Origin of the sequence: Bacillus cereus group sp. MG1 (genome assembly GCF_040460035.1) — a bacterium.
Taxonomy (GTDB): Bacteria; Bacillota; Bacilli; order Bacillales; family Bacillaceae_G; genus Bacillus_A; species Bacillus_A cereus.
Genome location: NZ_JARVGY010000003.1, coordinates 191,685 through 212,206, shown reverse-complemented (window position 1 = coordinate 212,206; position 20,522 = coordinate 191,685). Strand labels below are relative to the sequence as shown.

Below are 20,522 nucleotides of genomic sequence, written 5' to 3'. Positions count from 1 at the left end.
AGAATTCGTGCCTCTCATATTAGAGGCACGAATTTCACCTTATTTTTTCTTGTTATGATTTGCCTCAATATTACCTTTAATTTGTTTCACTGCACTATCAAGCGCCGCTTTTGGTGCCTCTTTATCTGTAACAACTAATTGAAGCGCATCTCCAGCTGGTTTCCAAACTTCTTGCATTTCTGGAATGTTTGGCATTGGAATTCCATTTTCAGATTGCGTTGCAACTGCTTTTGCAGCTTCGTTATCTTTAATAATTGGATCTTCCATTACTGATTTTACTGGAGGAATTTCTTTTGTTTTCTCAAATCGAATTTTTGCGTTTTCTTCATTTGTTACCCACTCAGTGAATTTTGTAGCTAAATCATTTTGTTTAGAGAAACTTGTTACATGCCATCCTTTAACCCCAACAAACGTTTTCATTGGTTGACCATTTGGTAATTTCGGCATTGGAGCAACGCCATAATCAATCCCGTTCTTTTCCATTGCTTGGAACGCCCATGGGCCATTCATGATAGAAGCTGCTTTTCCTTCATTGAATAGTCCATCAGCAGCAGGCCCACCTGATTCACCGATAATACCTTTTGGGAATAATTTTTCCTTGTACCATTTTTGAAGATATTCAGCACCTTGTACTGCTCCACTATTATTTAATCCAACATCACTTGCATTTGGTTTTCCATCTTTTTCACCAAATACATAACCGCCCATACCTGCCATGAATGCATTAGCAAAGTAGAAGTTATCTCCTAATGCTAAAAATCCGTACTTGCCATCTTTCGTAAATTCTTTTGAGAAGTTAAACAGCTCGTCCATCGTTTCTGGCGCTTTTGGCATTAGTTTTTTATTGTAAATAAAGACTGGTGTCTCAATTGCTTTTGGTAAACCATATAATTTTCCGTTATATGTCTGTGCTTCTATTGATGAATTAGTAAATTTACTCTTTACAGCATCATCTGCTTTCACTTCAGAAAGTAAACCTTCTGTTACTGCATTTCCGATTTGATCGTGTGGCAATGTTACAACATCTGGTCCAGTCCCCGCTGGCCCATCAAGGCGTAACTTCTTCACTTGATCTGTCATTTGCATTTCAACAACTTTTACTTTTACTTTATATTTTTCCTCAAAGCTTTTCACTGCTGGTTCTAAACCAACACCTTTTTTATCATCTTCCCAAACAAGAAGATCATAGTCTTTTTTCGCTTTACTTTCCTCTTTTTTCCCTGAATCTTTCGGTCCACATGCAGATAACATACCAATAGATAATGCTGAAACCGTTAATAATGATAATGCTTTCTTCATCCCAAAAACCTCCCTAAATTGTCTATGTACCTCAGTAACTGAAAACGTTTGCATTTAATAGTTTAATTGAAGCGCAAACAATATCTCAATCTATGAAAACGTTTGCGCTATTTGTCTATCATTATACATTCTTTTATTCATTTTGCAAATATTAATTTAAAAATTATGTCATTATACTCTTTATACATTGACTTTATATAAAATGAATACTACTCTTATAAGCAATATTAAAGCTACGAGAAAGGCAATCGTTTGCAATACAGGCTTTATTATTACACTTAAGGGAATACTATGTATAGAGATATTGAAGGGGGATTTTCTATATGTTTAAAGAAGCCATTTATCATAGGCCGAAAGATAATTATGCATACGCTTATGATGAACAAACAATTCACATCCGAGTACGTACTAAGAGAGATGATATTCAAAGCGCCGATCTTATTTACGGTGATCCTTACGAATGGAAAGACGGGAAATGGATATCAGCAAGTACACCCATGAAAAAAACGGGTTCTACTGCATTATTTGATTATTGGTCCATTGCAATCGAACCAAAATTTAAGCGCTTACGTTATGGGTTTGAATTAAAATCTGAAACAGACACTCTTATTTATGCAGAGCGAGGATTCTTTTCTAGCATTCCAAATGATGATGTTGGTAACTTTTTCTGCTTTCCATTTATTCATGCAGATGATGTATTCAAAGCACCATCTTGGATTAAAGACACCATTTGGTATCAGATTTTCCCTGAGCGATTCGCTAATGGCGATAGTACGCTGAATCCAGAAAATACCCTTCCTTGGGGAAGTGCGAATCCAACTCCAACTAATTTTTTCGGCGGAGATTTTTCTGGTGTTATTCAAAACCTTGATTACCTTGTTAAGCTTGGCATTTCCGGAATATATTTCACACCTATTTTCAAAGCTCATTCAAACCATAAATATGACACAATTGACTATATGGAAATTGACCCACAATTTGGGACGAAAGAAACTTTTAAAGAGCTCGTTGAAGAATGTCATAAGCACGGTATAAAAGTAATGCTCGATGCTGTGTTTAATCATAGTGGATACTTTTTCGAGAAATTTCAAGACGTACTAGAGAATGGTGAGAAGTCCGCATATAAAGAGTGGTTCCACATTCATGAATTTCCGATTATAACCGAACCACTTCCAAATTATGATACTTTCGCCTTTACACCGTATATGCCTAAATTAAATACAGCTCATCCAGATGTAAAAGAATACTTACTTGAAGTAGGACGTTATTGGGTACGAGAATTCAATATAGATGGCTGGCGCCTTGATGTCGCCAATGAAGTCGATCACAACTTTTGGAGAGAATTCCGAACTGAAATAAAGACACTAAATCCTGAAGTATATATTTTGGGAGAAATTTGGCACGATGCCCTTCCGTGGCTACAAGGCGATCAATTTGATGCTGTCATGAGCTATCCTGTTACAAATGCTCTACTTTCTTACTTTGCTAACGATTCCATTAAAGCAAGTGAATTCATGAAGCAAATTACAGAATCTCTACATTCCTACTCTATGAATGTAAATGAAGCAGCATTTCATTTATTAGACAGCCATGATACTCCAAGAATTTTAACAACATGCAACGGAGATAAAAATAAGTTGAAATTGCTCTATGTATTCCATCTTTCTTTCATCGGCTCTCCTTGTATTTATTACGGGGATGAAATTGGTATGGATGGCGGCATGGACCCTGATTGCCGTAAATGTATGATTTGGGATACTAAAGAACAAGATCATGCATTATTTACCCATATACAAACATTGATTTTATTACGTAAACAACATAAAGCATTTGGAGGACATGGTACTTTTCAATTCATCGAAGCAAATGATGAACATAATTATATTTCTTATACGAAAACATATGAGGATGAAACTATCTTTTTCGTTTTAAACCCTACTAATAGTGAAGTTACAGTTTCACTCCCTCTTCATGTTACTGGTAAGAAAATAATTAACATTTATACAAACGAAGAATTTTCAGCGGAAGCAAGTGTATTACAAGTTACACTTCCTCCATATGGATTCTCCATATTAAAATGGTAATCCAAAAAAGCCTTATGCCAAGTTCGAAATGGCATAAGGCTTTTTCTTATTTCAATTTGAACACTATCGCTTCATACGGACGTAATGGAATGTTATCTATTGATCCGATTTCTACATCGTAATTGTGTATAAATAACTCTGATTCACTATAACTAATATCCTTAGGCATTTCAAATACACTTTCATCCGCAGTAAAGTTTGCAATGACAAGTAGTTTTTCATCTCCATATGTTCTTACATAAGCAAAAATAGAAGGGTCATTATCTAATATTAAATCATATGATCCATACACAACTATTTCATTATTTTTGCGTAGTTCAATTAATTTCTTATAGTAATAAAAAATTGAACCTTCATCTTGGATTGCTTGTTTCACATTAATCTCTTTATAGTTAGGATTTACAGTAATCCAAGGTTCACCTTTTGTAAATCCAGCGTGATTCTGATCATTCCACTGCATCGGAGTTCTAGCATTATCACGACCCTTTATATAAATAGATTCCATTACTTTTTCTATATCTTCACCATGGTCTATCACTTTTTCTTTATACATATTTAACGTTTCAATATCTCGATATTCATCAATTGATTGGAATCGAACGTTCGTCATTCCAATTTCCTCTCCTTGATAAATATATGGCGTTCCTTTCATCATATGAAGAACTGTCGCTAACATTTTTGCTGATTCAATGCGATACATTCCATCATTACCAAAACGAGATACAACGCGAGGCTGATCATGATTATTCCAATAAAGGCTATTCCATCCGGTATGCTCTAATGCTTTTTGCCACTTTGTTAAATTCTCTTTTAAAGTAAGAAGTGAGCATGGTTTTACATCCCACTTTCCACCTTCTCCTGAATCTAAATCCATATGTTCAAATTGGAATACCATTTGCAACTCTTTTCGTTCTTCTCCAGTATACAATTTCGCTTCTTCTGTCGTTACACCAGGCATTTCACCAACCGTCATAATATCATAATGCGATAATACTTCCTCATTCATTTCATGTAAATATTTATGAATGTTTGGACCGTTCATAAAATGCTTATGACCTGAAACATACCCCTCTTCTTCTGTTTCAACAGCTGGTAATCCCTCTTCTTTAGAAATAAAATTAATAACATCCATACGGAAGCCATCAATTCCTTTTTCTAACCAAAACTTCATCATTTCATAAACATCTTGTCTTACCTTTTCATTATCCCAATTTAAATCTGGCTGTTTTTTAGAAAACAGATGTAAATAATATTCATCCGTCATTTCATCATACTGCCATGCAGATCCACTAAAAGCAGCTCCCCAGTTGTTCGGTTCTTTCCCTTCTTTTCCAGGGCGCCATATATAGTAATCTCTATATTTATTATCTTTTGATTTACGTGATTCAATAAACCAATTATGTTCATCCGAAGTATGATTAACAACTAAGTCCATCATAAGTTTCATATTACGTTCATGCATTTCATGTAATAGCTCATCCCAATCTTCCATTGTTCCGAACTCGTTCATAATTTTACAATAATCGCTTATATCATAACCATTATCATCATTTGGAGATTCATAGACTGGTGATAACCAAATCACATCAATCCCTAACTCTTTTAAGTAATCTAGCTTTGAAATAATCCCTTGAAGATCTCCTATACCATCACCATTACTATCCATAAAGCTACGAGGATAAATTTGATATACTACACTTTCTTTCCACCATTGTTTTTCCATTATGCTACCCCATTTCATTCATCATTCATTTTTCTCTTTTTTAAGGCGCAAACGTTTTCATTAATGAATGATAACAGATTCTATCTCAATTTAAAATAGCGCTTACAATTTTTATTGTTCTTTTTCTAAGAAAACATATGAAAACCACTAATAAATCTCCAATAAATGAAAACGTTTTATTTTTTTATTTATTTTTTGAATCTATTCGTTTATAATGAACTCAAAGAAAACGTTTGCATAATTATTTCTAGGGGGAAATACCATGGCAGAACTTAAATTAGAAAACATTTATAAAATATATGATAATAACGTAACAGCTGTAACTGATTTTAATTTACACATTCAAGATAAAGAATTTATTGTATTTGTCGGTCCTTCTGGATGCGGAAAATCTACAACATTACGAATGGTAGCTGGACTTGAAGATATTTCAAAAGGCGAGTTTTCAATTGATGGTAAACTAATGAATGATGTTCCTCCAAAAGATCGAGATATCGCTATGGTATTCCAAAACTACGCTCTTTATCCACATATGAGTGTATATGATAATATGGCATTTGGATTAAAACTTCGAAAAATACCAAAAGATGAAATCGATCGTCGTGTGAAAGATGCAGCAAAAATTTTAGGACTTGAACAATATTTAGATAGAAAACCGAAAGCATTATCAGGTGGACAGCGCCAACGTGTTGCGTTAGGTAGAGCAATCGTTCGAGATGCAAAAGTTTTCTTAATGGATGAACCATTATCAAACTTAGATGCTAAACTCCGTGTTGCAATGCGCTCAGAAATTTCTAAGCTACATCATCGCCTTGGAACAACAACAATTTATGTAACACATGACCAAACAGAAGCAATGACTATGGCTTCGCGTCTTGTCGTTATGAAGGATGGAAAAATCCAACAAATTGGAACTCCAAAAGAAGTATACGAAACGCCAGAAAACATTTTCGTGGGTGGATTTATCGGCTCACCAGCTATGAATTTCTTCCGTGGTAAATTGACTGAAACCGATTTCGTTATAGACAATACTATAAAAATTAAAGTATCTGAAGGAAAAATGAAGATGCTACGTGAACAAGGCTATGTAAATAAGGAAATTGTTTTAGGTATTCGCCCAGAGGACATTCATGATGAACTACTATTTTTAGAAGCTTCGCAATCTACTGCCTTCACAACAAAAATTGAAGTCGCTGAATTATTAGGTGCTGAATCCATTTTATATATGAAACTTGGAAATCAAGATTTTGCAGCACGTGTAGATGCAAGACATACATTTTCACCTGGTGATCAAATTAAATTAGCATTTGATATGAATAAAGCACATTTCTTTGATAACCAAACTGAACAACGTATTCGCTAAAAAATTTATCTTTACTATACACATACAAAAAAACCGTCCACATATATTGAGGGCGGTTTTTATTATTATACTAGGGCTTCTACTGTATGAAATGATTGTCCTTTTGTGCTAATAATACCGAAAATCGGTAAATCACTAAGCACCACTTCTTCTTGCTGTTTCATAAAAGATGACGTTAATTGTTTTATCTCTATCCAAACGTCATTAATACAAAGTACATTGGAATCGTTCTCTTGTTGGCGAGAAAAAATAGAATCTATTTTATATAAACCTGCATTTTGAAAAAGCATATCAATGCGACTGAATGCATTCAAAGTAATGCTAATAACGCGTTGCCAATCTCCTTGCTTTCCCATATCATAGGATACAAAAAGTGCCTCTCCGCCTAGATTCATAATTTCCTCCACTGTTGCTTGTCCACTCTCTTGATCAATGTCCGTCACAATAACTTTTGCGCCTTGTTTAGCCAACAAAAGAGCTGTATTACGTCCAATACCGATGCCACCGCCAGTTACGATAGCAACTTTTCCTGCAAGCTTCATTTTCATTACCCCTTCTATAAGTCTTACCGTCATTCAGTATACTCCTTTATAAGATTAATCTGCAAGCAAGAAAAATTGCTATTTTACTTGTAAACGTTTACTTTTTATCCTTCTTTTTTCTTATTATTACGCTAATCGAAAACTAAACCGATGAAAATTAAAATCCCCCAAAAGATTACACTACCTCCAGTCATTTTAATCTCCCCCTTATTATATAAAGTGAAATTTTAATCAGCCCCAATATGGCGGAATAAAGATATTATTTTTAATCATTATATCATTTTCTTATTTTTCAATCTATTATAAATAGAATTAACACATTTTAGCTTTTCCTTACTGTAAACATTCCCCATATACTTATAAAATCAAAAAGACCCTTTTATATATAAAAAGGTCTTTTTTTCATTATACAAGACTTATTACTTTCGTTTTTGTAATTAAATCCTGAAAACCACAATTATCTTTGCGGAACAACATCATATATATATTACATATTAATGGAATTCCTAATAGCAATACGTTCGGTAATAACACTACAAAAAATCTTATAATTAATGTTTGCAACGTTAGCTTTTCACTCTTCAATGAAATTAATTTTATTCTCGTTACCTTTTTTCCAAGTGTAACACCGTTCCAAATAAAGGGTAACACAATAAAATATATCGCCATTAATATAAAAACTACTGCGAAATCATATCTAAAATCACCTAAGCTTATATTAAAGCGCTTAAACATAGCACTATAGTTTCCGGTCATAATAGCTACTACTACACCATACATAACCGAGATTAAAAACATGTCAATTAGGGAAGCACCTATGCGATTCATTACAAGCGCTGGACGATGCATCTTTAACTTCATTTTATGTCGACTCCTTCATATCCTTCTTTACCCGTCTCATCGTACCACTTCTAAAAAACATTGTAAACTAGCCTTTCTCTTACTTTTCTTGTACAATTTGTTACAATAGCATTATAAAGGAGGTTCCCATATTGAAAAAATGGATAATCCTATTCGTCGCCTTCCTATTAACTGGTTGTGCAGGAAACACAGGTCACTTAACTTATACGGTTAACGATGAATACGAACTCATACGTACTTCTGGAAATGCATTTGAACTTTTCCCCTCGCAAGATGCTGTATATGCCACACAATACATCCCTGCAAAAATTACAGACATTGCTTGGGATGATAAATACATTATTGCAAAACAAACCGAGGAAAAATCAGATCCGAATAACCCTGACGCAGCAATTGCAAATAAAAAAAGTGAACATTATTGGATTATTGACGTAAAGCACAATAAACGTTTCGGTCCCTACAATGAAAAGCAATTTAATGAACAAAAAGATGCGTTTAAAATTAAGGTGCCTTTTCAAAATGTAGATTCATACATAAAAGAAATAAAAAAACAGTCAGCATAATATTTGAATGCTGACTGTTTTGCCTTACATTATTTTAGTGAGATGTTAAACGTTTGTGGCTCTTTTACAACATCTTGTGTTTCTGAATCTCCTGCAAGTAAATCATCAGTTGTAAACTGAATATCCTTTACCTTGTCTTTTCCATCGTCAAGTATTAAACCAATAATACCATCTCTTGTTTCACCAGGCTTATAGTCTTCTCTTGATACATTTTTTGTACCAACTAACGTATCTTCGTCATATAAAAAGTTTTGAGTGGCTACTTTAAAATGTTGCTTACCATTAATCATAACATCATTCATAGAGAAAAATTGCATATTTTTATTTCCGGTATTCTCCACTTTATATGTAATCTCAACGTAACGAATTGTATTACTAATCTCTGTTCCACTTAGCGATGCATATAATTCTGCATCTTCTTGGCTTACTTTATCCCCTAATCTCCGTTTTACTTCTTCAGGGGTTAGTGCCGTGTATACTTTCAATGTTTTTTTTGCCTTTTCACTCATCTGTGATAAAGAAATTACTTTCACATCTTGTACGTGAATTTTCATTGGCGCTACTTCAAATGTTTGATTCACAGAATGCATCTGCTCTAACTTAAAAGTACCCCATCCTGTTTCTTTCACTTTTTGTCCTACTTTTTTCAGCTCACGCCCACCATATTCTTTTGTTTCAGGAATAGATTCTTTCTTCTTCGGTTCAGCTTTCTTTTCTTCTTGATGGAAGCAACCACTTAACATAAGAAGAAAACTACATAAAACAAAAATACTTTTCCATGCTTTCATCATTTCATTTCTCCTAACGCTATCATTCATGAATATAAAATTAGTCCCTGGCTTTGTAAACTATAGAAACAATGACAAGTCCACAAAATGAACTTGTCAGTCCAGATACTATTATACCTCCAATTTGGAAAATATGAAAATAGGGATCTAGGAACGCGTGCACGATAAATATAATAGTTGCTACAACAATTACTGAAACCCAATACTTTCTTTTTTCCGAAGCTAAAATAAGATCTTTACCCATTTCATTTCTATACTTCCATAAAACGTATACTAATAGTAGAACACCAATACATGTACTTCCATGTTGCATATATTTATAAACAGAGATACCGTACCATTCTCTTTGTAATAATGGTATTTTCATAACGAAATAGCCTGTCTTATGAGTGAATGCATCCCAAACAACATGCGTGAGCATACCGAATAATGCAGAACAGCAAAATACAAAAAGATGCTTCCATGTATGAAGCCCCCACCGCTTGTCTACTGCATATGTATAGTAGCCAGCAAACGGTTTAGGTAAATGTGTTATGAAAGGCTTTTTTAAAATGTAATGATATATGTATGCTAACAAGAAGACAAGTGGTAAATTGAAATATAAGAATCCAAGCCACGTATGCCCAATTATACCATACGGTCTAAAGTGTAAAAAATATTCAAAGTCAGGCGCCATACTACCTAATATAAGAGCCGTTACTGAAATATGTTTAGAATGCTTTTTCGCAAAAGGAAGAACTGCTGCTGGATGTGCAAATGTAAACGGCATACTTTAACTCCTTCTCACATTTTCAATAGAATACCATATATCATAACGAGAGAATGGATCTTCATGCAATATTTATTTTCACATTGGAATATGATAGTTTAAATGATATAATCCACATAAAATATTCAGAAAATAAGGAAGGAATTCAGGTGTCATTAACACTTGTATTTGCCGCCTTTTTAGAATCAAAATCCGTTATGAATTGAGGTTTATATATTGATTGACGTACCCTTTTTACAAAATGTTACATTAAAAAAAGAAAATATCCCTAGTTTTTCCGCATATCCTTACTGCTTACCTGCTATCCGAACATTACAATCACTAGTTTTTCATCCAAATGTAACATTCATTATTGGAGAAAATGGAACGGGTAAATCAACATTACTTGAAGGAATTGCAATTGCGTTAGGCTTTAATGCAGAAGGTGGAACGAAGAATTTCCGCTTTAGCACTAACGATTCACATTCATCTTTACATGAATACCTTCGAATTTCCAAAAGTTTCAATACACCAAACGACGGTTTCTTTCTTCGCGCTGAATCATTTTATAACGTTGCTTCTTATATTGATGAAATAGATGCTATAAAATCTTACGGCGGCGTTTCACTACACGAACAATCTCACGGCGAATCATTCTTTTCCTTATTTATGAACCGTTTTTCAGGACAAGGTTTATACATTTTAGATGAGCCTGAGGCAGCTTTATCACCAATGAGACAACTTTCCATGCTTATTCGAATGCATGAGCTAGTGGAACAAGGTTCACAATTTGTTATTGCGACGCATTCTCCTATTTTAATGGCCTACCCTGAATCCACTATATATTCTTTAACACAAGAAGGGATTCACGAATCCACATTAGAAGAAACTGAGCATTACCAAACGACGAAACTTCTCTTTGAAAATCGTGATCGATTATTTCATCATCTATTTGAGTCGTAAAAAAAGAAGCAGCAATAGCTGCTTCTTTTTTATAGTGCTTCTATAAATAAGGCAACCCCGATACCGCCACCGACGCATAAAGAGGCAATTCCTTTTTCTAACCCACGTCTTTTTAATTCGTGAATTAAACTTACTGTAATACGAGCCCCTGTACAACCAATTGGATGCCCAAGTCCTACGCCACTACCGTTTACGTTCACTTTTTCACGGTCTAAGCCTAACTCTTTCTCTACAGCTAAATATTGAGCCGCGAAAGCTTCATTAATTTCAAGTAAATCTGCATCTTCCAATGACCAATCTACTTTTTCTAAACCTTTACGAATTGCTGGTGCTGGTCCAATACCCATAATTTTCGGGTCTACTCCAGCTACTGAATATCCAACAATTCTAGCTAACGGTTGTAAGCCTTTTTCTTTCGCTTTTTCTTCGCTCATTAATACTAGAACTGCACTTCCGTCATTCAGGCCAGATGCATTACCTGCAGTTACAGACCCATCTTTACGGAATGCTGGTTTTAATCCTGCTAATTTTTCCGCTGTAATATCTGCACGTGGATGCTCATCCTTCGAAAATACTACTTCTTTTCTACGTTCTTTTATTGTAATAGGAACAATTTGATCGTCAAAGTGTCCAGACTCGATTGCCTTCAGTGCCAATGTATGACTGCGAAGAGCAACTTCATCTTGTTCCTCTCTTGTAATTTCGTATTGTTCAACTAAATTTTCCGCTGTTTCACCCATCATAATATGGTGAATCGGATCTTCTAACACTTCCCACACCGTATCACGAATTTCTCCGTGCTGTAGACGTTGTCCCCAGCGGTGCTGTTTCAATGCATAAGGGCTCGAACTCATCGCTTCTACTCCACCTGCAACAACAACATCACTTACACCTAATTGGATTTGCATTGCAGCTGACATAATTGCTTGCATACCTGAAGAACATTGACGTTGGATTGTATATCCCGTAACTGTGTCAGGAAATCCTGCCGCTAATGCAGCTGTTCTCGCTGTATTTGCTTCATCAGTTCTTTGAATACAATGACCTAAAATTACTTCATCAACTTCATGTGGTTCTACCCCGCCTCGTTTTACAGCTTCCTGAAGTACAGGAACAGCTAATTCTACTGGCGTTACATTTTTTAGCGCTCCTCCAAAAGTTCCAATTGGCGAACGAACTGCAGCTGTAATAACAACATTATGCATTTTGTACTTGCCCCTCTCTTATGTACCCTAGTAAGTTTTTAGGTGAAATTCCATAAGATGTATATCTATAACTATCATACTATAAACATACTAAAAAATCAAAATATTTAATATAATAAAAATAGAAGGAATTAACCTTCTATTCTGTCAGTGCATATAAAAACTTTTGCAAAATTTTCTCTGTCGTTTCATTCAATTTTGGCAACTTATCTACTGGAAAATATTGAAGTTTCAACCCTTCATGATCGAGCTTTAATTCCCCGCTCACATGATGTGCCTGATACAGATGAATGACATTGAAAATTTCATCGCCATTCGGATAACGGAAATATACTTCTTTTCCTGATAGAACACCAAGAAATTGCATTATTTTTGCAGTTAACCCCGTTTCCTCAAATAACTCTCTACGTGCCGTTTCTTCTGTCGTTTCACCCAGTTCCATCGCCCCGCCAGGTACACCCCAATCATATGTATCTGAACGATATTGAAGCAATACTTCTTGTTTATCATTTAATATAATGATTGCTGATCCTACGAGAATAAGCGGTCTTGTACCAACGACTTTTCGTAACTCTTCAATATACCCCATATGTAAATTCCCCTTTCCCTAACCTCCCTTATCATAACAAAATTTCTCTCTTTTTGTTCATGTAATTTTAAAGAAAAAAAGGAAGCTTTCGCCTCCGTTTTTTCATCTTTATTTCTTAAAACTTTCATATTTTACAGCTTCAAAAGCTTCCTCAATTTCATCATTACGATAATGGACATATGTAAAACGACCCAATTCTACTAATCTTGCTATTTCCTGTAACGCTTTATGCTGCTCATATGTTTCTTTCAGCTTAATATGTACATAAAACTTCATTAAAGGATGTTCATATAAAGGTTCTCCCACCTCTACATATACATCTTCAACCCCTTGTACAACTCTTACATAACTCGCAAATTGATAAAGTGCTTCTCTGTCTGAAACGATTTTTAATGTATACATATATTCTCCCCCTTTCCTTTACTATATCAAAAAGACGACCACACCATGTTATAGAACTATGAAATTTTTTCGACTTGTCATCTATATATTCAATAAAGAAGGCGTTTATCCATACATGACATCTTTTTCCCACATATATTATAGGAAGAACTTTTTTTCATTTGAGGTGTTCCTTATGGATCCATACGTCAATATATGTATTTGCATTACTCCCGGCGCCGATATTTCTGATGACCGCATCGCAAAAGATTTAGCTGTTGCAGAATCAATTTGGCACCCCATTACATTTCAAATTCAAGAAGTAATTGTATTAAATGAACTTTTCCGTTTTTTTGACCGTGAAATCAGTTATAAAAATTCCATTCAAAGTCAAGAAAAGTTGGCATCCTTTTTCCAAACATGTGTAAATGAAGCTCCTGAATGCGACCTTTATATTTGTTATATTGGCAGTGATTATTTCAAAGAAACAGCAGTAATTGCCTGCGCTTATTCTTTAGCAAAACAACAGCAACTTACTGGCTATATCGTTTTAACAAATTCGGCTGCCCCTACGAAAAATATATATACGCTCGCTCACGAAATCGGTCATATTTTATTTACAAGACGTATTCATGGAAAACTTACTCATGCAGATCCTCATTCTCCAACCGGCTCGGAGCACCACCCTTCTCCAACAAATCTTATGTATCCGATAGTCCCTCGTCCAGAAAACGTTCATATTCATTCCTTATTAACAACAGAACAAAAAGCGCTCTCTTTACAAAGCTCTTTACTACAAAGAAAAAAACAGTAACCCTCATGTTACTGTTTAAAACAACTTGTTCCAATCAACAAACAAAATCCCGGCTGCTAGAAATAAAAATAGACAACTAAATGTAAATGTAATCCCTCTAAAAATCCCTATATAATATTTCTTTGGAAATAATTTTTGGTATATCCAGAGCAGCCGCTTTTTATTGAATTTCTAGTTCATACTTTTTCTTTCTTCAATTTTTAAAGACCATTTCATTAATCCATATATACTTCCATACATAAGTAAGACCTTTGCAATTCCCCAAAATACATTACTTTCTTCTAAATCTTTAAATAAGAACATAATCATAAGAGGAACAATTAGTACAAAAACACCCATCCAGCCAAGAGCATATACTTCACCAATAAGAAGTAATAAAAAGATAATTGCTGCTAATATATATGTTTGCATTGTCGACAATTGCAATACAGGTGTCCCATACCATTTATTCATAAACATCAATAACACCAATAATAAAATAGGAACCATTACTATTACATAAATCATTCCAAATTCTACTAATTCACTTTTAAAAGAAGACATTCTAAATGCAACAATCATTCCAATAATCGTAATGATTAAAACGATAGGATAACCAATTAACTGTACATTTGTTAACGTAAATTGTTGATCGGGGCTTCCAAATAAAATATTTGTCAGTAACCAATATCCACCAATACCAATAATCATCCCTAAAATACTTTTTATGCTCCCGCTTTTATCCTTCTCCATCTCTTTCGCTAATTCTTCCGCATACTCTTTTGGTGAGTCACCAAATATGTCACTTACTGTCTTTCCCTTTTTTTCACCTTCTATTAAATGAAGCTCTGCATCTTCTAGAAAAGCGTCCACATCTTCTTCTTTAATCCCTTTTGTTATTAAATATACTTTCGTATCGATTAAAAACTTTTCACCTTCTTTAGAAATCTTCATTATAACTCCTCCCTTATTTAATCATTTCTCTTCTATTCGTCTTCATCATAATTTCAAGGAAGATTAAAATAAACAAACTTCCGTATAAACATATAATTTGAAATAACATTGGCACGAGATCTTCTGATGTAAATGTTTTAAATAGTAACATAATCGAAAGTGGAATAATTAAATATAAATTTTTAAACCATCCATCAAAATACATATTTACCGCTACTGTAATGATAAAAATACCACCAGCCAATAAATAACTTTGCATTTGATTGAATATAAACATTTTTGTAGGATATATCACATCTAGTACCATAATAACTCCCATTAAAAACATTGGCGCTATCATTACTAAAAACCACATAGAAAACCACGTTTTTGAAAAACTTGTTACAAAAGTCATTTTGCGAAGTAGAAAATTAGGACCTATAACAACTAAAATAAATGAAAAACTATAACCGATACACTGAATAAGTGAAATCTGTAACATTCCATGGTTCACTATTAAGATAGAAGCAATAATCCAAAACGATACGATATTCATTACTGTAAAACCAATTTGCTTCCACGTTTCCTGTCTATCCCTTTCCATCACTTTTACAAGTTCATCTGCATATTCTTTCGGTGAGCTTCCGAAAATATCTTCTACACTCTTCCCCTCACTCTCAGCTTCTATTAAATGCAACTCTGCATCTTCTAAAAAGTTTTCAATATCACTTTCTTTTACACTCTTTGCCGTCAAAAATAATCTCATATCTAACAAAAACTTTCGCGCTTCACTTGATAGCATTATTTTTTTCTCCCCTTCCCTTCAAGTAGACGCTCTACACTACTTTGCATCGCTTCCCAGCGATCCATAAATTCACCAAGTGCTTCCTCGCCTTTTTCTGTTAATGTATAATATTTTCTCTTTGGACCAGATGGAGATTCCTTCATTACGCTTGTTATTAGTCCTTCTTTTTGCATTCGTATTAATAACGGATAAATACTTCCCTCACTCGCCATTGTAAAACCATACTTCGCTAGCTTTTCACTCATTTCATAACCGTATATTTCGCCTTCAGAAATAATAGCAAGTAAGCATCCTTCTAAAATCCCTTTCAGCATTTGACTTGTCGACATAATTTAAATCCTCCTAACGATATTTTTTTCCAAATGTTTGCAGGAATTTCATTATAGCTTCTCTAAATAGAGCACTATGAAAACTTTATTATGAAGGGATGTTTTTCATCATGGTTACAAATCGAGTTGTCTTTTTAACAGGTGCTGCAAGTGGTATTGGTTATGAAATGGGAAAGGCTTTTGCAAAAGAAGGTGCAAAAGTTGTGATTACCGATCGACTTGAAGAACGTGCAAAAGAAGCTGCTGAACAATTACAAAATGAAGGTTTTCAAGCTATCGGTTTAAAATGTGACGTTACATCTGAAGAGGAAATTACAGCAGCAATTTCTCAAACAGTTGATCATTTCGGTTCATTACATATATTAATTAACAACGCAGGAATGCAACACGTTTCACCCATTGAAGACTTTCCAACTGAAAAGTTCGAGCTACTAATTCAAATTATGCAAATTGCTCCGTTTATCGCAATTAAGCATGCCTTTCCGATTATGAAACAACAAAAATATGGTCGTATTATTAATGTCGCTTCTATTAACGGCCTTGTCGGATTTGCTGGAAAAGCTGCCTACAATAGTGCAAAACATGGCGTAATTGGATTAACAAAAGTTGCTGCTTTAGAAGGTGCTACGCATGGTATTACTGTTAATGCCCTTTGCCCTGGTTATGTCGATACCCCTCTTGTACGTAATCAACTACAAGACTTAGCTACTACACGAAATGTACCACTTGAAAATGTTTTAGAAGATGTTATTTATCCACTCGTCCCACAAAAGCGCTTATTACAAGTACAAGAAATCGCTGATTATGCGATGTTTTTAGCGAGTGAAAAAGCTAAAGGTATAACGGGACAAGCTGTTGTTGTAGATGGTGGTTATACCGCTCAATAAAAATAAAGTTTGCTCAAGAAGAGCAAACTTTATTTTTATTCCCGAGGATCTTCGTACTTTAGTAATTGCCGCGGGAGCTTCTCAATTGCAACAATTACCCCCTCTAGTTTACTTTCAATACGGTGGAGTAAATATAATGTTACAACAATCGGAAACCCTACATTACCTATCATCTTGATCCACTCTTCCATCCTCTTCCCCTCCTTTCATTATATAAGTAAGAGAAAACACTGCATTTAGGCATAAAAAAACAAGCTATTATGTATTAGCTTGTTTTTCAAATAATGATGCAATTTCTCGTTTATAGTCCCCGCGTATAATACCTTTCTCAGTAATAATTCCTGTAATTAATTCATTCGGCGTTATGTCAAATGCTGGATTATAAACATCCGTTCCAATTGGTGCTACTTGTTTTCCAAAGATTTTCGTAACTTCTGTTTCATCTCTTTCTTCAATAATAATTTCAGCTCCAGTTTCTTTCGTAACATCAAATGTTGACAGTGGAGCAGCAACGTAAAATGGGATATTAAAGTGCTTTGCTAAAATAGCTAAATTCATTGTCCCTATTTTATTTGCCGTATCTCCATTTGCGACAATTCGATCCGCCCCTACAATAATTGCATTTATTTCTTTCGTTTGAATAGCATGAGCTGCAGTATTATCTGTAATAAGGGTCACATCAATATTTGCTTGCTTCAATTCCCAGGTCGTTAAGCGACCACCTTGTAAAACTGGTCTCGTTTCACACGCATATGCATGTAAACGCACACCTTTCTCTTTTCCAATATAAAAGGGAGCTAATGCAGTTCCATATCTGGCAGTTGCGATACTTCCAGCGTTACAGATTGTTAAAATATTATCGCCATCTTTAAAACATGTTAACGCATATTCCCCAATATTTCGGCACACCTCTTCATCTTCCTGCTGAATGCGAAGCGCTTCTTCTTCTAATGTTTTTTGTGCTTCTTTTATTGTAGTAATCTCTCGAATAGATTCTCTCATACGATCAATTGCCCAAAATAAATTTACTGCTGTCGGGCGTGACGTTCCTAAATAATTACAATCTCTATTAAACTTCTTTTGAAATTCTTCAATATGTACAGTGTTATATTTTTTTGATGCAAGCGCCAAGCCAAATGCAGCTACAATTCCAATTGCAGGCGCTCCTCGTACTTCTAACATTACGATGCTTTTCCAAACCTCTTCAATAGTCGTCAATGTTTTGTATTCTGTGCTATGCGGCAATTTCGTTTGATTTAATACCGCAATTGCATCACCTTTCCAGCTTACAGATCTCGGAACAGTAACAATTGTACTCACGCTTTTACGCCCCCTGAAACTGTCTGTTGAAATAATATTCGAAACAGTTGAATATCAGCACTTTTAGATTCATATTTTATTAGTTCTTTACCTAAGGATAGCGCTTGTTTCTTAGCTTGAATTCTTGTTTCTTTATTTTCTATTTCATCTAAATCTGCTACATGAGCTAAACCAATTGTTCTACGAATCAGTTCACATCCGGCAAATCCAACTGCATCAGTAAAGATATTTTGCAAAATAATTGGTAACCATTGTTTTTCTTTCGTATATGCTTCTACACCTTCTCCAATCCATAACTTTGTAAAAGTTTCTACAAAATAACTCCACGTCTTTTCTATATGGAAAAATAGTACACTTCTTTTTTCTTCTTCTCTAGATAAAGCATTTAATAATAGATTTGCAATAAATTGACCTATGTCAAATCCAAATGGGCCATATGTCGCAAATTCTGGATCAATCACTTTCGTTTCAGAAGGTGACGAAAAAATACTACCAGTATGTAAATCACCATGAATAAGAGTTTCTTTTCTTGTTAAGAACTTATATTTATATTGTGCTACTTTTAGTTTTAAAGTTTTATCACTCCAAAGTTCATCAACCACGAGCTGTAAATCTGGCTCATAATCATTTGTATCATAATGTCCAAACGGATCTGTAAACACTAAATCCTCTGTAATTTTACAAAGGTCCGGATTTACAAAGGTACCTTCTAGTACCCTCTTCTCTTCTGACTGTAAACCAAAATCTGAAGTATAAAATAAAACATGTGCTAGAAAACGGCCGATATGCTGGGATAAAAGCGGATATTCTTCTCCGTCTATTAATCCTTTTCTTGTAATTGTTAGTCTTGATAAGTCTTCTATTACCGTTATCGCTAACTCTTCATCATGACTGTACACTACTGGAACATAATCCGGTACATACTGCGCAAAAATTTGTAATGCCTTGCTTTCAATCGTTGCTCTTTTTATAGACAATGGCCAGCTTTCACCAACTACTTTCGCATAAGGCAGTGCTTGTTTTATTATAATTGATTTCTCTCCATCATCTAATTTGAACACGTAATTTAAGTTTCCGTCTCCAATTTCATGACAAACGACATTTGCCTTCGCTTCAAAATAGCCATGATCTTTCGCATATTGTACAGCTGTTATTTCTGTTAATGAATAATATCCCATCGTCTTCTCCCCCTTTTTAAATTCAGAGGTTTTTCTAACATAGAAAAACCTCTTTCCACTAAGAAAGAGGTTTGAAGTTTATCTTCTCCCCTCTTATCTGCCAGAAAGTTTTACTTTCTGCTGGAATTAGCACCGTGCCTTTTGGCGTAATAAACGCCCCATTTCACAATGGTATTACGGTCGGTTGCTGGGCTTCATCGGGCCAAATCCCTCCACCTGCTCTTGATAAGAGTTGTATAATTTTTTGAATTTTTAACTTTATGTTGAAGACTATACCAAGAATAAAAATCACTTGTCAACATTTTATTTGTATAATTCTGGACGGCGATCCGCAAAAACCGGAATTCCTTTACGTACTTCTTTAATTTTCTCGAATTCAAGCTCTCCAAATAAAATTGATTCCTCTTCATTCGCCTCTACTACAACTTCACCCCAAGGGTCCACAATTAAAGAATGACCCGCAAATACATTATTTGGATCCTTTCCTGCTCTATTACACGCAACAACATAACACTGATTTTCAACTGCTCTTGCTTGCAATAGCAAACGCCAATGTGCTAAACGAACTAATGGCCATTCTGCTACAACAAATAATACTTTTGCCCCTTTAGCAGTATGGACACGCATCCACTCTGGAAAACGAATATCATAACAAATTGTTCCAGCGCATTCGACATCATCTAGCTTAAATTCGCCCGTACCATTACCGGCTATTAAATATTTATGTTCATCCATAAGCTGAAATAAATGTACTTTACTATATTCGTTGACTAGCTGTCCTTCATTATTTACAACATACATCGTATTTGTAACGCCTTGCTCTGTTTGCTTTGCTATAGAACCACCAACAATATGTATATCATATTGCTTCGCCCATTCTATTAACTTTTCTTTCGTTTCCACTCCATCCCTATCTGCAATTTCAGAAAGTCTCGTTAAATCATATCCTGTTGTCCATAGTTCTGGTAAGACGATAACATCTGGCCTTTCCTTCATAGCTTCGCTTATTTTATTTTTAGCATTCTCAATATTTTTTTCTACATCTCCAAAAACAATATCCATTTGAATACATGCGACTTTCATTTTTTCAGCCCCATTCTTATTTTTTTCTTTACAAAATACTGGAAAGATTATATCATTTGTCACTAGAATTGTAACAACTTTCAAA

22 protein-coding genes, 1 pseudogene and 1 riboswitch are annotated in these 20,522 nt (G+C 34.6%); of the genes and pseudogenes, 6 read left to right on the top strand and 17 right to left on the bottom strand.

What is annotated here, in order from left to right; all coding sequences use genetic code 11:
* Positions 1-39: 39 nt before the first annotated feature.
* Positions 40-1,299, bottom strand: coding sequence for an extracellular solute-binding protein (locus tag QCI79_RS31025; protein WP_000709923.1), 1,260 nt, complete (start codon positions 1,297-1,299; stop codon positions 40-42).
* Between the two features lie 323 nt (positions 1,300-1,622).
* On the opposite strand from QCI79_RS31025, the gene QCI79_RS31020 reads away from it, so the two are divergent.
* Entirely contained in the window at positions 1,623-3,383 is a 1,761-nt protein-coding gene (locus tag QCI79_RS31020; protein WP_000471776.1) for an alpha-glycosidase, read from the top strand.
* A gap of 46 nt (positions 3,384-3,429) precedes the next feature.
* Here the strand turns inward: QCI79_RS31020 and malL are convergent, their stop codons facing one another.
* Positions 3,430-5,106 carry an oligo-1,6-glucosidase gene (malL, locus tag QCI79_RS31015; protein WP_000415178.1) on the bottom strand — a complete coding sequence of 559 codons (1,677 nt, stop codon included), beginning with the start codon at positions 5,104-5,106 and terminating at the stop codon, positions 3,430-3,432.
* Positions 5,107-5,368: 262 nt separating this feature from the next.
* On the opposite strand from malL, the gene QCI79_RS31010 reads away from it, so the two are divergent.
* Entirely contained in the window at positions 5,369-6,469 is a 1,101-nt protein-coding gene (locus QCI79_RS31010) for an ABC transporter ATP-binding protein (protein WP_000818931.1), read from the top strand.
* 65 nt (positions 6,470-6,534) lie between these two features.
* On the opposite strand, the gene QCI79_RS31005 is transcribed toward QCI79_RS31010, so the two are convergent.
* Positions 6,535-7,044, bottom strand: a complete 510-nt coding sequence (locus QCI79_RS31005; RefSeq protein ID WP_000218410.1) for an SDR family NAD(P)-dependent oxidoreductase — start codon at positions 7,042-7,044, stop codon at positions 6,535-6,537.
* A gap of 372 nt (positions 7,045-7,416) precedes the next feature.
* Complete coding sequence (locus tag QCI79_RS31000; RefSeq protein ID WP_000769098.1) at positions 7,417-7,872, bottom strand: RDD family protein; 456 nt, start codon at positions 7,870-7,872, stop codon at positions 7,417-7,419.
* A 131-nt stretch (positions 7,873-8,003) separates the two neighbouring features.
* Between QCI79_RS31000 and QCI79_RS30995 the strand changes: the two genes are divergently transcribed.
* Entirely contained in the window at positions 8,004-8,435 is a 432-nt protein-coding gene (locus QCI79_RS30995) for a DUF3997 domain-containing protein (protein WP_000758785.1), read from the top strand.
* Positions 8,436-8,464: 29 nt separating this feature from the next.
* On the opposite strand, the gene QCI79_RS30990 is transcribed toward QCI79_RS30995, so the two are convergent.
* Both QCI79_RS30990 and QCI79_RS30985 read right to left on the bottom strand, forming a co-directional pair.
* Positions 8,465-9,226, bottom strand: a complete 762-nt coding sequence (locus tag QCI79_RS30990; RefSeq protein WP_000973895.1) for a hypothetical protein — start codon at positions 9,224-9,226, stop codon at positions 8,465-8,467.
* Positions 9,227-9,263: 37 nt separating this feature from the next.
* Entirely contained in the window at positions 9,264-9,992 is a 729-nt protein-coding gene (locus QCI79_RS30985; protein ID WP_001116844.1) for a DUF4184 family protein, read from the bottom strand.
* Between the two features lie 216 nt (positions 9,993-10,208).
* Between QCI79_RS30985 and QCI79_RS30980 the strand changes: the two genes are divergently transcribed.
* A complete protein-coding gene (locus QCI79_RS30980) occupies positions 10,209-10,934 on the top strand; it encodes an AAA family ATPase (RefSeq protein WP_000568011.1) in 726 nt (241 codons plus the stop codon).
* Between the two features lie 29 nt (positions 10,935-10,963).
* Here QCI79_RS30980 and QCI79_RS30975 read toward each other — a convergent pair whose 3' ends face one another.
* From QCI79_RS30975 to QCI79_RS30965, 3 genes are all read right to left on the bottom strand, one after another.
* A complete protein-coding gene (locus QCI79_RS30975) occupies positions 10,964-12,139 on the bottom strand; it encodes an acetyl-CoA C-acetyltransferase (protein ID WP_000552075.1) in 1,176 nt (391 codons plus the stop codon).
* A 139-nt stretch (positions 12,140-12,278) separates the two neighbouring features.
* On the bottom strand, positions 12,279-12,728 hold the full coding sequence (locus QCI79_RS30970) for an NUDIX hydrolase (protein ID WP_002005651.1): 450 nt from the start codon (positions 12,726-12,728) through the stop codon (positions 12,279-12,281).
* A 108-nt stretch (positions 12,729-12,836) separates the two neighbouring features.
* Positions 12,837-13,130 carry a DUF3928 family protein gene (locus QCI79_RS30965; RefSeq protein ID WP_000288330.1) on the bottom strand — a complete coding sequence of 98 codons (294 nt, stop codon included), beginning with the start codon at positions 13,128-13,130 and terminating at the stop codon, positions 12,837-12,839.
* 175 nt (positions 13,131-13,305) lie between these two features.
* On the opposite strand from QCI79_RS30965, the gene QCI79_RS30960 reads away from it, so the two are divergent.
* The gene (locus tag QCI79_RS30960; protein WP_000371609.1) at positions 13,306-13,923 is read left to right on the top strand and encodes an ImmA/IrrE family metallo-endopeptidase; all 618 of its coding nucleotides are present in this window, start codon (positions 13,306-13,308) and stop codon (positions 13,921-13,923) included.
* A 15-nt stretch (positions 13,924-13,938) separates the two neighbouring features.
* On the opposite strand, the pseudogene QCI79_RS30955 reads toward QCI79_RS30960, so the two are convergent.
* The 4 genes and pseudogenes from QCI79_RS30955 to QCI79_RS30940 all read right to left on the bottom strand — a co-directional run.
* Positions 13,939-14,082: pseudogene (locus tag QCI79_RS30955) on the bottom strand (DNA-binding protein); the annotation flags it as partial.
* Between the two features lie 12 nt (positions 14,083-14,094).
* The gene (locus QCI79_RS30950; protein WP_021727653.1) at positions 14,095-14,856 is read right to left on the bottom strand and encodes a DUF1129 domain-containing protein; all 762 of its coding nucleotides are present in this window, start codon (positions 14,854-14,856) and stop codon (positions 14,095-14,097) included.
* 13 nt (positions 14,857-14,869) lie between these two features.
* Positions 14,870-15,637, bottom strand: a complete 768-nt coding sequence (locus tag QCI79_RS30945; protein WP_000952891.1) for a DUF1129 domain-containing protein — start codon at positions 15,635-15,637, stop codon at positions 14,870-14,872.
* Complete coding sequence (locus QCI79_RS30940) at positions 15,637-15,969, bottom strand: PadR family transcriptional regulator (RefSeq protein WP_000107984.1); 333 nt, start codon at positions 15,967-15,969, stop codon at positions 15,637-15,639. Before QCI79_RS30940 ends, QCI79_RS30945 begins: the two co-directional genes overlap by 1 nt.
* Positions 15,970-16,079: 110 nt before the next feature.
* Here QCI79_RS30940 and QCI79_RS30935 point away from each other — a divergent pair, with 110 nt between their 5' ends.
* Positions 16,080-16,856, top strand: a complete 777-nt coding sequence (locus QCI79_RS30935; RefSeq protein WP_000258429.1) for a 3-hydroxybutyrate dehydrogenase — start codon at positions 16,080-16,082, stop codon at positions 16,854-16,856.
* A 35-nt stretch (positions 16,857-16,891) separates the two neighbouring features.
* On the opposite strand, the gene QCI79_RS30930 is transcribed toward QCI79_RS30935, so the two are convergent.
* The 4 genes from QCI79_RS30930 to QCI79_RS30915 all read right to left on the bottom strand — a co-directional run bounded on the left by QCI79_RS30930 (position 16,892) and on the right by QCI79_RS30915 (position 20,521).
* Positions 16,892-17,047, bottom strand: a complete 156-nt coding sequence (locus tag QCI79_RS30930) for a YvrJ family protein (protein WP_000393337.1) — start codon at positions 17,045-17,047, stop codon at positions 16,892-16,894.
* Positions 17,048-17,114: 67 nt separating this feature from the next.
* On the bottom strand, positions 17,115-18,176 hold the full coding sequence (gene mtnA, locus QCI79_RS30925; protein WP_000104612.1) for an S-methyl-5-thioribose-1-phosphate isomerase: 1,062 nt from the start codon (positions 18,174-18,176) through the stop codon (positions 17,115-17,117).
* Entirely contained in the window at positions 18,173-19,354 is a 1,182-nt protein-coding gene (gene mtnK / locus QCI79_RS30920) for an S-methyl-5-thioribose kinase (RefSeq protein ID WP_000542673.1), read from the bottom strand. The genes mtnA and mtnK overlap by 4 nt, the downstream gene beginning before the upstream one ends.
* A 90-nt stretch (positions 19,355-19,444) precedes the next feature.
* A riboswitch (SAM riboswitch) is annotated at positions 19,445-19,586 on the bottom strand.
* A gap of 71 nt (positions 19,587-19,657) precedes the next feature.
* Complete coding sequence (locus QCI79_RS30915) at positions 19,658-20,521, bottom strand: carbon-nitrogen family hydrolase (RefSeq protein WP_000869881.1); 864 nt, start codon at positions 20,519-20,521, stop codon at positions 19,658-19,660.
* Position 20,522: the final 1 nt, after the last annotated feature.

Bases quoted from the DNA above. Each gene is read 5' to 3' on its own strand.
- QCI79_RS30965 (WP_000288330.1), bottom strand. From the start codon at position 13,130: ATGTATACATTAAAAATCGTTTCAGACAGAGAAGCACTTTATCAATTT.
- QCI79_RS31000 (WP_000769098.1), bottom strand. From the start codon at position 7,872: ATGAAGTTAAAGATGCATCGTCCAGCGCTTGTAATGAATCGCATAGGT.
- mtnK (WP_000542673.1), bottom strand. From the start codon at position 19,354: ATGGGATATTATTCATTAACAGAAATAACAGCTGTACAATATGCGAAA.
- QCI79_RS31025 (WP_000709923.1), bottom strand. From the start codon at position 1,299: ATGAAGAAAGCATTATCATTATTAACGGTTTCAGCATTATCTATTGGT.
- QCI79_RS31020 (WP_000471776.1), top strand. From the start codon at position 1,623: ATGTTTAAAGAAGCCATTTATCATAGGCCGAAAGATAATTATGCATAC.
- QCI79_RS30990 (WP_000973895.1), bottom strand. From the start codon at position 9,226: ATGATGAAAGCATGGAAAAGTATTTTTGTTTTATGTAGTTTTCTTCTT.
- QCI79_RS30935 (WP_000258429.1), top strand. From the start codon at position 16,080: ATGGTTACAAATCGAGTTGTCTTTTTAACAGGTGCTGCAAGTGGTATT.
- QCI79_RS30985 (WP_001116844.1), bottom strand. From the start codon at position 9,992: ATGCCGTTTACATTTGCACATCCAGCAGCAGTTCTTCCTTTTGCGAAA.
- QCI79_RS30975 (WP_000552075.1), bottom strand. From the start codon at position 12,139: ATGCATAATGTTGTTATTACAGCTGCAGTTCGTTCGCCAATTGGAACT.
- QCI79_RS31010 (WP_000818931.1), top strand. From the start codon at position 5,369: ATGGCAGAACTTAAATTAGAAAACATTTATAAAATATATGATAATAAC.
- QCI79_RS30945 (WP_000952891.1), bottom strand. From the start codon at position 15,637: ATGCTATCAAGTGAAGCGCGAAAGTTTTTGTTAGATATGAGATTATTT.
- malL (WP_000415178.1), bottom strand. From the start codon at position 5,106: ATGGAAAAACAATGGTGGAAAGAAAGTGTAGTATATCAAATTTATCCT.
- QCI79_RS30930 (WP_000393337.1), bottom strand. From the start codon at position 17,047: ATGGAAGAGTGGATCAAGATGATAGGTAATGTAGGGTTTCCGATTGTT.
- QCI79_RS31005 (WP_000218410.1), bottom strand. From the start codon at position 7,044: ATGACGGTAAGACTTATAGAAGGGGTAATGAAAATGAAGCTTGCAGGA.
- QCI79_RS30940 (WP_000107984.1), bottom strand. From the start codon at position 15,969: ATGTCGACAAGTCAAATGCTGAAAGGGATTTTAGAAGGATGCTTACTT.
- QCI79_RS30960 (WP_000371609.1), top strand. From the start codon at position 13,306: ATGGATCCATACGTCAATATATGTATTTGCATTACTCCCGGCGCCGAT.
- QCI79_RS30970 (WP_002005651.1), bottom strand. From the start codon at position 12,728: ATGGGGTATATTGAAGAGTTACGAAAAGTCGTTGGTACAAGACCGCTT.
- QCI79_RS30950 (WP_021727653.1), bottom strand. From the start codon at position 14,856: ATGAAGATTTCTAAAGAAGGTGAAAAGTTTTTAATCGATACGAAAGTA.